Here is an 11,302-nt window from a genome sequence, read left to right as displayed (position 1 = left end):
CCCGCTGCGTTGGGCACCGCCGCGCTGGCCGCCACGGCTCTGGCCGCCGTTCTGGCCGCCGCCGCCCTGGCCGCCGCGGTTCGGATTGCGCCGCCGTCCGGATTGCTGACGCGGTTCGTTCTGCTCGTTCATCGGCGCCGCGACCACCAGCGGTCCGTCGAAACTGCGCTCGCCCGGGGCGATCTCGAGCAACACGGGGTGCGAGGCACCGCTGAAGCGGGTGATCGTCGGCTTGATGCCCGCCTTGCGGGTCAGTGTCCGGACGTCGGACACCTGCGCGTCCAGCATCAGGGTCACCACGGTGCCGTCGGCACCGGCTCGCGCCGTGCGGCCCGAGCGGTGCAGATACGCCTTGTGCTCGACGGGCGGATCAGCGTGTACGACCAGGGTGATGTCGTCGACGTGGATGCCGCGCGCGGCGATGTCGGTGGCCACCATGACCGTGGCGGAGCCGTCGGAGAACGCGGCGAGGTTGCGCGTGCGGGCGTTCTGCGACAGGTTGCCGTGCAGTTCGACGGCGGGTACGCCGCGCGAGTTGAGCTGCCGTGTCAGGTTCTTCGCGCCGTGCTTGGTGCGGGCGAAGACGATGGTGCGGCCCGGTGACGCGGCCAGATCGGTCAGCACGTTGACCCGTGCCGCCGTGCCGTCGACGTGCAGCACGTGGTGCACCATCGCCGACACCGGTGACTGCGCCGAGTCGACGCTGTGCTCGATCGGGTTGTGCAGGTAGCGCTTGACGATGACGTCGACGCCGCCGTCGAGGGTGGCGGAGAACAACATCCGCTGTCCGTCGCGCGGTGTCTTGTCGAGCAGCCGCTTGACCGGGGGCAGGAAGCCGAGGTCGGCCATGTGGTCGGCCTCGTCGAGCACGGTGATCTCGATCGCGGACAGGTCGGCGTGATGCGAACGCACATGGTCCTCGAGCCGGCCGGGGCAGGCGATCACGATGTCGACACCCTGGCGCAGCTTGTTGATCTGCGGTTGCGCGCCGACACCGCCGAAGATGACGACGGAACGCAGACCGGTCGCCTCGGCCAGCGGGGCGAGTGCCGCGTCGATCTGGGCGACGAGTTCGCGCGTCGGCGCGAGGATCAGCGCGCGCGGCTTGCCGGGACGGCGCGGCTTCGCGTCGTTGGCCAGCCGCGTGACGACCGGCAGCAGGAAGGCATAGGTCTTGCCGGAGCCGGTCCGGCCGCGGCCCAGCACGTCACGGCCTGCCAGCGAGTCGGGCAGCGTGGCGGACTGGATGGGGAAGGGGCTCTCGACGCCGTTGGCGGAGAGGGAATCGACGACGGCCTTGGGCAGGTCGAAGTCGGCGAAGGAGGGCATGGTTGACCCACCGGTTTCTTGCACAGACAAGGTTGGATACTCCGAAAAAGTAGTGTGGTCGTCCTGCCCGGCGCGGGTGAGTTCCCGCGGCGCTCGGTTGACGATCGAGAAGCGGCAAAAGGCAGAACAGACGATGCCGCTGTGAGCAGTCTACCGGGTCGGCCCGGAAATGCCGCTATGGCGCTGGTCACCGTGCGCCGACACGGGCTCGGCACCGGCGGCGATCAGGGCAGCAGTGACTGCAGTTCCTCGACGTACCGCACCGACTCACGACGATCGCCGGTCAACGGGTGCACCAGCATCGTCGTGACACCGGCCTCGGCGAACGCGGCCAGCCGTTCCTTGACGAAACCCCGTGTGCCGACCAGCGACACGCTGCGCACGAGTTCGTCGGGCACGGCGTCGATCGCTTCGGCCTTCTTGCCTGCCAGGAACAGATCCTGGATGTGGTCGGCGATCTCGCCGTAGCCGTAGCGGGTGGCGAGTTTGTGATAGAAGTTCTGCCCCCGGGCGCCCATGCCGCCGATGTAGAGCGCCAGTTGGGGTTTGGCCCACGCCAACCTGTCCTCGACGTCGTCGCCGATCGCCAGGCTGGCGCTGACCATGACGTCCAGTGGGCCGAGTTCCGGATCGCGCCTGGCCGATCCGCTGCGCAACGCGTCGCCCCACACGTCGTCGGCCTTCTCCGGGAGGAAGAACACCGGTTGCCAGCCCTCGGCGATCTCGGCGGTCAACTCGACGTTCTTCGGGCCGAGCGCGGCGATGGTGATCGGGATACGTTCGCGCACCGGGTGATTGATGAGGTGCAGCGGCTTGCCGAGACCGGTGCCCCGGTCGGCGGGCAAGGGGATCTGGTAGTGGCGGCCGTCGTGGACGACGTTCTCGCGGCGCCACACCTGGCGGCAGATCTCGACGACCTCGCGGGTGCGACCGAGCGGAGCGTCGAAGGGCACGCCGTGAAATCCCTCCATCACCTGCGGTCCTGAGGTGCCGATGCCCAGCCGGAACCGGCCGTCGGACACGTAGTCCAGACCCGCGGCCGTCATCGCCAGCAGCGATGGTGTGCGCACGTAGATCGGGACGACGCCGGAGCCGAGCTCGATCGTCGAGGTCTTCGCCGCCAGATAGCCCAGCTGGCTGATCGCGTCATAGGAGTAGGCCTCGGCGACCAGGGCGATGTCGACACCGACCTTCTCCAGTTCGACGACGTCCTCGACCGCTTCCTTGAAGCCGCCGGCGTAGCTCAGGAAGATGCCAGTCCGCATGACTCCAGAACCTATCCCAACCGGTTGGTTGGGAGTGCGGCGGGTCAGGGCTTGAGCAGGGCCACGACCTTGTTCTCCAGGTCGACGGGGTCGTCGGAGAACGGGTCGAGCACGTCCGCCCGGGGCAGCGCCGCCTCGGGGTCGGCGAAGTCGCGGTAGGCCTTATCGCCGGTCAGCTCGTGCAGCAGATAGCCGGTGAGCAGGGCCCGGACGATCTTCTGGGTGCCCTTGTCGGCGCCGGGCAGGCCGACCACGCGGGCCAGGCGCCTGCCCTCGATGAGGCCGCCGGCCTTGACCTTGTGCACCGCGCGCAGTGTCGCCGGACGCCACACCCGCGCCAGTTCGACGGCGTTGGATCGCAGGGACATCGGATCGCCCGGATCGGCCAGGATCAGGCCCGGCACTCGCAGGGACGCCGCCGGCGCCACGGTCGGGGGACTGGTCACCGTCGGGAACAGCGCGGCGACGGCCTTCACCCGCGACGGCATGCCCGCCGCGGCGAACACGGCCGCCGACCCGCCGAAACCGTGCCCGGCCAGGCCGAGCTTGGTGGGGTGCACGCTGATCTTGCCTGGCCCCAGGCGCACGCCGCTGAGGATGTCCAGGGTGGTGCCCAGGTCGAACGCCAGGTTGAGCACCGAGGGCGCCAGCCCGGTCTCGGTGGCCGGCACGGCGGCGACGATGCCCCACGACGCCAGGTGCTCGATGGTCCCGTGATAGCGGTAGTCCCCGGCCAGCCAGTCGTGGCCGAACGCCACCGCGGGCAGGTTCATGCCCGACTCCGGGGTGTAGACGACACCGGGAAGCCCGGCGAAGGCGAGGTCACCGCGCAGAACGCGGTGCGGTCCGCGGCGGGTCAGCGCCTTGAACAGCTTCTTGGTGCTCGGCACGAATCGACCGTAGCCCACCGCCGCTGTATTCCGCCGTCGGTGTCGTGGTCGCGCGGCGACGGATCGGCTAGACGCCCAGGGCCGGACCGATGGTGGTGTTCCAGGACTCCTGCATCTCGGATTCGAACAGGCCCCACGTGTGGGATCCCTCGGGCCGGACGATGTAGGTGATCGGCACACCGGCGGCGGCGGCCGCATCGGCGAAGATCCGGGTGCTGTCGAACACGACGCGCTCGATGAAGCCGCCGGTGATGTTCGGACCGAATCCCGGTGGGAGCCGGTCGACCGCGCCGACGCCGCCGCTGGCGGAGGCGGCCACGTACACCGCGGTGCCATTGAGCTTCGCGACGTTCCTGGTCGGGTCGTGGGCGATCCACTCCGGTCCGCCCGGGGGACCCCACATGGCCTCGGCGCTCTGCCCACCGCTGCCCAATGTCAGCGACACCTGCTGGACGTTGTCCGCGGGATTCAGCAGACCGCTGTAGGACCCGACCCCTTGGAACAGACCCGGCGCCTGCACGGCGTAGTCCAGCGCGGTGCCGCCGGTGCTCGACAGGCCGCCGACCGCGTTGCGGCCGTTGGTGTCGTACTCGGCGTTGATGAGCGGCGGCAGCTCCCGGGTCATGTAGGTCTGGTACTGCTTGCCCGGATCGCTGACCCAGTTGGTCCACCAGCTGAACTGACCGCCCAGGGGCGATACGACGTTGACGTTCCGCTCGGCGAAGAAGCCCTGGATGTCGGTCATGCCGAACCAGCTCTTGCCGCCGGGGGCGATGCCGCCGCCGGCGATGTCGTCGCCGCCGTCGATGCCGGGCAGAAGGTAGAACGTCGGTGCACCCGCTTCCGGCGCCTTGAACACGTCGTTGACGATGACCTTGTTCATCGACGGGGAGAAGACCGAGACCTTGTCCCAGCGTTCGTTGACGTGCTGGATGCCGGTGATGTGGGCGCCACCGGGCGCCGCTGCGGGTTCGGCGGTCGCCGACGGTACCGGCGCGAGGATCGCGGCCGTCACCAGCGCAATCACCGGGGCGACTGCCAGTCTTTTCAAGATCGATGAGGTCACGCCGGGAATTATGTAGTCGAGAGGACTCCCCGGAGCGGCTTACCGGACGTGCCTGCGTGTCAGTGTTTGCACTTGCAAAGACTCTGCTAAGCGCGAACATCTGACAAAGCACGGTCGTCCTCACTGCTGGCAAACTTCGGCAGCAACGAAACTCGGTAGTTCACAGCGACGGGCCGCCCGTGGTGGCGATCCGGCCCCTCGACCGTCCGTCTTCGCAGCTCAGCGTTGGTGCATGGTGGTCGTGGGAGGGCCGAGCGCGGCCCTTGCACTACTCTGGACCTCTATGTGCGGAATCGTCGGCTACGTGGGGCAGCGCCCCGCCTGCGGCATCGTTGTCGACGCGCTGCACCGGATGGAGTACCGCGGCTACGACTCGGCGGGCATTGCCCTGCTCGACGGCGACGGCGGCATGAAGGTGGAGCGCCGGGCCGGCCGGCTGGCCAACCTCGGCGAGGTCCTCGAATGCACCGATCCCGCCACGCTGTCGGGGCAGACGGGCCTCGGGCACACCCGCTGGGCCACCCACGGCCGGCCGACCGACCGCAACGCCCACCCGCACCGCGACGCCACCGGCAAGTTCGCCGTCGTCCACAACGGCATCATCGAGAACTTCGCGCCGCTGCGGCACGAACTCGAGGCCACCGGCGTGGAGTTCGCCAGCGACACCGACTCCGAGGTCGCCGTCCACCTGGTGGCCTGGCAGTACCACCACGGCCCCACCGCGGGTGACTTCGTCGCCTCGGTGATGGCCGTGCTGCCGCGCCTGGAGGGTCACTTCACGCTGGTGTTCGCCAGCGCCGAGGATCCCGGCACGATCGTGGCCGCCCGGCGGTCCACCCCGCTGGTGCTCGGTATCGGAGACGGGGAGATGTTCGTCGGCTCCGACGTCGCCGCGTTCATCGAGCACACCCGCGACGCCGTCGAACTCGGGCAGAACCAGGCGGTGGTGGTCACCGCCGACGGCTACCGAGTCACCGACTTCCACGGCGAGGCCACCGACGACTTCCGTGAGTTCCACATCGACTGGGACCTGTCGGCCGCCGAGAAGGGCGGCTACGAGTACTTCATGCTCAAGGAGATCGCCGAACAGCCGACGGCGGTGGCCGACACCCTGCTCGGCCACTTCGTCGACGGCCGCATCGTGCTCGACGAGCAGCGCCTGAGCGATCAGGAACTGCGCGAGATCGACAAGGTCTTCATCGTGGCGTGCGGCACGGCCTACCACTCCGGGCTGCTGGCCAAGTACGCGATCGAGCACTGGACCCGGCTGCCCGTCGAGGTGGAGCTGGCCAGCGAGTTCCGCTACCGCGACCCGGTGCTCGACCGCAGCACGCTGGTGATCGCCATCTCGCAGTCGGGGGAGACGGCCGACACGCTCGAGGCGGTGCGTCACGCCAAGGAGCAGAAGGCAAAGGTGCTCGCGGTCTGCAACACCAACGGCTCCCAGATCCCGCGCGAATGCGACGCGGTGCTCTACACCCGCGCCGGACCCGAGATCGGCGTGGCGTCCACCAAGACGTTCCTGGCGCAGATCGCGGCCAACTACCTGGTGGGGCTGGCGCTCGCGCAGGCCCGCGGCACCAAGTACCCCGACGAGGTCGAGCGCGAGTACCACGAGCTCGAGGCGATGCCGGAACTCGTGCAGCAGGTGCTGGGCACCATGGACTCGGTCTACGGCCTGGCGCAGCGGTTCTCGAAGTCGCCGACGATCCTGTTCCTCGGGCGCCACGTGGGTTACCCGGTGGCGCTGGAGGGTGCGCTCAAGCTCAAGGAACTGGCGTACATGCATGCCGAGGGCTTCGCCGCCGGCGAGCTCAAGCACGGGCCGATCGCGCTGATCGAGGACGACCTGCCCGTGATCGTGGTGATGCCGTCGCCCAAGAACGCCGCGATGCTGCACTCGAAGCTGCTGAGCAACATCCGGGAGATCCAGGCCCGCGGGGCCGTCACGATCGTGATCGCCGAGGAGGGTGACGACACCGTGCGTCCCTACGCCGATCACCTGATCGAGATACCAGCGGTGTCAACGCTTTTCCAGCCGCTGCTGTCGACGATCCCGCTGCAGGTGTTCGCCGCGGGGGTGGCTCAGGCCCGCGGCTACGACGTCGACAAGCCCCGTAACCTCGCCAAGTCCGTCACCGTCGAGTAGCTCCGGTGGGCGGGGTCGGGTGCTTCCGCGACGACGCCGCGCACGCGCACTTCATCGACGCCTACCGGCGGGCTCAGGCAGACCTGCCGTCGCATGACGAGTCGGTCGATGTGACAACGGCTTTCGGTACGGTGCGGGTGTACCGCTTCGACGGGGGCGGCGGACGGCCGGTGGTGCTGCTGCCCGGACGCAACGCGTCCACCCCGATGTGGGCCGCCAACCTGCCCGGCCTGCTGGCGCACCGCACGGTGTACGGCGTCGACCTGCTCGGCGAGCCCGGCATGTCGGTGCAGGACCGCCCGCTGCGCGGCGCCGACGATCAGGCGCGATGGTTCGAGGAGATGCTCGCCGGCCTGGACCTGTCGTCGGTCCACCTGATGGGCGTCTCGTTCGGCGGCTGGACGGCAGCCAACCACGCCGTGCGCATTCCCGGGCGTGCCGCATCGCTGACCCTGCTCGACCCGGTGATGACGTTCGCGCCGATCCCGATCCGGACGATGCTGGCGGTGGCGCCGATGGGCCTGCCCGGAACGCCGCAGTTCGTGCGCCGCCGCGTGCTGCGCTGGCTCTCCGGCGGCGCCGACGTCGACGAGAGCGTGCCCGTGGCTGCCCTCATCGCTGCGGGCACCGCTGATTTCGTGCTGCGGCAACCACTTCCGCAGCGGTTCAGCGACGGCGAGTTGCGGGCACTGGACATCCCGGTGCTGGCGCTGATCGCCGGCCGCAGCGTGATCCACGATGCCCGCCGGGCCGCGCGGCGGGGTCGGGATCTGTTGCCCCGCGGTCAGGTCGAGCTCTGGCCGGACGCCTCGCACGCGATCAACGGCGAGTTCCCCGACGAGATCGCCGCGCGGGCGGGGCAGTTCTGGGACGAGGTCGACGGCTGACGGCCATCACGTCAGGTGGCGCGCGAGGAACGGGCGGACGAGGTCGACGACGGCGTCCAGGCGGCTCTCCAGCAGGAAGTGGCCGCCGTCGAGCAGATCGATCTGGGCGTGGGGCAGGTCCCGGCCGAAGGCCAGCGCCCCGTCGGGCCCGAAGATCTGGTCGTTGCGCCCCCAGACTGCGAGCAGGGGCACCTGTGAGGTCCGGAAGTACTCGTGCACCCGCGGATACAGCTCGACGTTGGAATGGTAATCACCGAACAGTTCGAGCTGGGCCGCGACCTTTTCGGGGGTCGACGCGACCGCGGCGTGCGCGGTCGCCCACGCATCGGGGTCGACGACGGTGGGGTCCGAAACCCCATGCGTGAACTGCCATTCCAGGCCAGCCGGGGTGATCAGCTCCCGTAGGGCGGCGGCGTTCGCCTCGGAGCGGTCGCGGCCGTAGGCGAACAGTGGTTCCATCGCGTCGCCGACGAACCCCTCGACGTATGCGTTGCCGTTCTGGGTGACGACGGCGGCGATCCGTTCGGGGTGCCGCAGCGCTAGTCGCCAGCCGACCGGTGCGCCGTAGTCCTGGACGTAGAGGGCGTAGCGATGCACGCCAAGGGCGTCGAGCAGCGCATCGATGTGATCGGCGAGAGTGTCGAAGGTGTAGGCGAATTCGGCTGTACCGGGCACGTCGGACCGGCCGAAGCCCGGATAGTCGGGCGCGATCACCCGGTAGCGGTCGGCGATTGCGGGGATCAGATTGCGGTACATGTGCGAACTCGCGGGAGTGCCGTGCAGCAGCACCACCGCCGGAGCGTCCGCGGCACCCGCCTCCCGGTAAAAGATGCGGCGGCCGAGCACTTCGGCGAAACGGTGATGAGTGACCATGTCTAACCCCTTCAGTGGCCTATTGCAGTTAGACACAGTCAATACGCTGGCTTCTAACCTGTCAACCGGACTATGGTGGTTAGCGTGATCTGGCGCGACGTCCTGCTCGACCTGCTGAACACGACCCCGGTGGTCGATGGCCGGCGTACCGAACTTCTCGACGACGGGTGGCTGGCGGCGCACGGCGCCGACCGGGGGAGCGTCGACGACGCCCGGCGGGTGCGTGACGACCTGCAGCGGGTGGTGCGCGGCGAGGCGGCCGCCGACGTGCTGGCCGGCTGTCTCGACGGCGTCCGCCGGGTACCGCACATCACGGACGACGGCGTCGAGTGGACGACCGACGCCGGCTGGTCCGGCCAGGTGGTGCTGGCGTGGGGCGAGGTGCAGCGCGAGCTACCGGGCCGGCTGCGGCCGTGCGCCAACGACGAGTGCCTGCTGTTCCTGCTGGACCGCAGCCGGGCGGGTACGGCGCGCTGGTGCTCGATGAAGGGCTGCGGGAACCGGATGAAGGCCCGCAGGCACTACGACCGGGTGTCGCGCGGTTAGAGCTCCCGGATCCGCGCCTCCGTGACGTCCTCTGCGGCACGGGCGAAGCGGGCCAGCCGCTGCAGGCCGGCGACGTCGAAGTCGGTGAGCAGTCCGGCGAGGTCGGCATTGAGCGGTTCGTACATCGCGGCGACGCGGGCGATGCCGTCGCCCGCGGGTGCGATCACCACACGGCGACGGTCGTGCGGGTCGGGGGAACGGGTGATGTAGCCCGCCGCCAGCAGACGGTCCAGCATGCGGGTGGTGGCGCCGCTGCTGAGATTCACCCGCCGGGCCAGCTCGCCGGGCGTGGCCGGTCCGAATCGGGCGAGCACGTAGAGGCACTGGGTCTCCGTGGGCGACACCCCGAGCCTGCGGGCCACCAGATCGTTGAACTGGGCGACGAGAACCTGCCATCCGGCCATCGCCTCGATGGCGTCCCGCACGGCCGCTGTCCGGCCGGCCGATCGCTCGGGCACGGTTGCGCTCCCTCTGCTCGGGTGCTTCACTGCACAGGTAAGTATTTGTACGATGCAACTATTGCGCCGAGCAATCAAACACTACGACAGGAAGCGGTGGTTCCGCCATGCCCGACTTCACCGGTTCGCTCATCGACCATCTCAACATCGCGGTGCCCGACCTGCCCCGCTCGCTGGCTTTCTACGAGCCGGTGCTGGCCGTCCTCGGCATCGTCAAGCTGCTCGAGGTGCCCGCTGATCCGGCGGCCGGACAGCTGGAGATGCACGGGTTCGGGCGCCACCCCAAGCCGTTCTTCTGGCTGGTGGCCGACGGCACCGTCGGTTCGAACATGCACCTGGCGTTCACGGCTGACGACCGGGCGACCGTGCGCGCCTTCCACGACGCGGCGCTCGCCGCGGGTGGCCGGTCGCTGCTCGAACCTGGGCAGCGGCCCGAGTATCACGCCGACTACTACGGCGCGTTCGTCCTCGACCCGGACGGCGTCAACGTCGAAGCCGTGTGCCATCAGCCCGAACAGCCCAGCAGTACGGCGCCCAGACCGTAGGCTTGCGGTGATGCGGCACTACTACTCGGCGGATGCGATCCGCGACGCCGAAGCGCCGCTGCTGCAACGCCTGCCCGATGGCGCCCTGATGCGGCGCGCCGCCCACGGGCTGGCCACCGCGATCGCCCGCGAATTGGCGCTGCGCACCGGTGGTGTCGCGGGGCGGCGGGTGTGCGTGGTCGTCGGCTCCGGTGACAACGGCGGCGATGCGCTGTGGGCGGCGGCCTTCCTACGGCGCCGCGGGGTGGCGGCCACCGCCGTCCTGCTCACCCCCGACCGCGCGCACCGTGCTGGTCTGGCGGCGTTCCGGCGCGCAGGCGGTCAGGTGGTCGAGCAGGTCCCGCCCACAACCGATCTCGTGATCGACGGCGTTGTCGGGATCTCCGGCAGCGGCCCGCTTCGGCCCGGCGCTGCCGAGGTGTTCGCCGCCGTCGACGCCGCAGGCATCCCCGTTGTCGCGGTCGATCTGCCGAGCGGGCTCGACGTCGCGACGGGCGCCGCCGACGGCGCCCACGTGCGTGCTGCGCTCACCGTCACCTTCGGCGGCTACAAACCCGTGCACGCCCTCGGCGACTGCGGCCGGGTCGAGCTGGTGGACATCGGCCTCGAGCTGCCCGATGCCGTAGCCGCCGGTTTCGAGGCGGGCGATGTGCTGGCACGCTGGCCGGTTCCCGGCCCCCGCGACGACAAGTACACCCAGGGCGTCACCGGAATCCTCGCCGGGTCGTCGACCTATCCCGGTGCGGCCGTCCTGTGCACGGGCGCCGCCGTCGCGGCGACCTCGGGGATGGTGCGTTACGCGGGCACGGCGGGCCAGCAGGTGCTCGCGCTGTGGCCGGAGGTGATCGCCACGCCGACCGCCCAGGAGGCCGGCCGCGTCCAGGCCTGGGTGGTCGGACCCGGGTTGGGCACCGACAGCGCAGGCGCCGCGGCCCTGGTGTTCGCACTGGACCAGGACCTGCCGGTGATCGTCGACGCCGACGGCCTGACAATCCTCGCCGCACACCCCGATCTGCTCGCCGACCGACGAGCGCCGACGGTGCTCACCCCGCACGCCGGCGAGTTCGCCCGCCTCGCAGGCTCGCCGCCCGGCGACGACCGCATCGCCGCCACCCGCAGGCTCGCCGATCAGTTCGGCGCGACCGTGCTGCTCAAGGGGAATGTGACCGTGATCGCCGAGCCGGGTTCGGCGGTGTACCTGAATCGCGCCGACGAATCCTGGGCTGCCACGGCAGGATCCGGCGATGTGCTGTCCGGGATGATCGGCGCGCTGTTGGCGGCGGGGCTGCCGCCC

General features: G+C 69.9%; 11 protein-coding genes. 5 read left to right on the top strand and 6 right to left on the bottom strand.

Translation table 11 applies throughout. The annotated features are described in order from the left end of the window. The 4 genes from Q2100_RS25620 to Q2100_RS25605 form a co-directional block, all read right to left on the bottom strand. Positions 1–1,329: DEAD/DEAH box helicase (locus tag Q2100_RS25620; RefSeq protein ID WP_302916327.1), on the bottom strand; the 1,329-nt coding region annotated here is incomplete at its 3' end. A gap of 224 nt (positions 1,330–1,553) precedes the next feature. Continuing rightward, positions 1,554–2,594 (bottom strand): LLM class F420-dependent oxidoreductase, encoded by a 1,041-nt coding sequence (locus Q2100_RS25615; protein ID WP_302916326.1) that lies wholly within the window; start codon positions 2,592–2,594, stop codon positions 1,554–1,556. Between the two features lie 44 nt (positions 2,595–2,638). Further along, a complete protein-coding gene (locus Q2100_RS25610; protein ID WP_302916325.1) occupies positions 2,639–3,484 on the bottom strand; it encodes a dienelactone hydrolase family protein in 846 nt (281 codons plus the stop codon). A 67-nt stretch (positions 3,485–3,551) separates the two neighbouring features. Continuing rightward, complete coding sequence (locus Q2100_RS25605; RefSeq protein WP_302916324.1) at positions 3,552–4,550, bottom strand: alpha/beta hydrolase; 999 nt, start codon at positions 4,548–4,550, stop codon at positions 3,552–3,554. 283 nt (positions 4,551–4,833) lie between these two features. On the opposite strand from Q2100_RS25605, the gene glmS reads away from it, so the two are divergent. Beyond that, positions 4,834–6,699: a glutamine--fructose-6-phosphate transaminase (isomerizing) gene (glmS, locus tag Q2100_RS25600; RefSeq protein ID WP_302916323.1), complete on the top strand. Its 1,866-nt coding sequence runs from the start codon at positions 4,834–4,836 to the stop codon at positions 6,697–6,699. A gap of 5 nt (positions 6,700–6,704) precedes the next feature. Next, positions 6,705–7,586 (top strand): alpha/beta fold hydrolase, encoded by an 882-nt coding sequence (locus tag Q2100_RS25595; protein ID WP_302916322.1) that lies wholly within the window; start codon positions 6,705–6,707, stop codon positions 7,584–7,586. A 6-nt stretch (positions 7,587–7,592) separates the two neighbouring features. Here the strand turns inward: Q2100_RS25595 and Q2100_RS25590 are convergent, their stop codons facing one another. After that, entirely contained in the window at positions 7,593–8,459 is an 867-nt protein-coding gene (locus Q2100_RS25590; protein ID WP_302916321.1) for an alpha/beta fold hydrolase, read from the bottom strand. A gap of 84 nt (positions 8,460–8,543) precedes the next feature. Here Q2100_RS25590 and Q2100_RS25585 point away from each other — a divergent pair, with 84 nt between their 5' ends. After that, positions 8,544–9,005 carry a CGNR zinc finger domain-containing protein gene (locus Q2100_RS25585; protein ID WP_328518139.1) on the top strand — a complete coding sequence of 154 codons (462 nt, stop codon included), beginning with the start codon at positions 8,544–8,546 and terminating at the stop codon, positions 9,003–9,005. Here the strand turns inward: Q2100_RS25585 and Q2100_RS25580 are convergent. Next, entirely contained in the window at positions 9,002–9,463 is a 462-nt protein-coding gene (locus Q2100_RS25580) for a MarR family transcriptional regulator (RefSeq protein ID WP_302916319.1), read from the bottom strand. The two genes, Q2100_RS25585 and Q2100_RS25580, sit on opposite strands and share 4 nt — an antisense overlap. A gap of 107 nt (positions 9,464–9,570) precedes the next feature. On the opposite strand from Q2100_RS25580, the gene Q2100_RS25575 reads away from it, so the two are divergent. Together Q2100_RS25575 and Q2100_RS25570 are read left to right on the top strand one after the other, a co-directional pair. Continuing rightward, positions 9,571–10,008: a VOC family protein gene (locus Q2100_RS25575; RefSeq protein WP_302916318.1), complete on the top strand. Its 438-nt coding sequence runs from the start codon at positions 9,571–9,573 to the stop codon at positions 10,006–10,008. A 10-nt stretch (positions 10,009–10,018) separates the two neighbouring features. Then, on the top strand, positions 10,019–11,302 hold a 1,284-nt coding region (locus tag Q2100_RS25570), incomplete at its 3' end, for an NAD(P)H-hydrate dehydratase (RefSeq protein WP_302916317.1).

The sequence above is a fragment of the Mycolicibacterium arseniciresistens genome (assembly GCF_030519285.1).
GTDB lineage: Bacteria > Actinomycetota > Actinomycetes > Mycobacteriales > Mycobacteriaceae > Mycobacterium > Mycobacterium arseniciresistens.
Note: the sequence above shows the minus strand (reverse complement) of the source record. Positions and strands in the feature narration are given on the sequence as shown.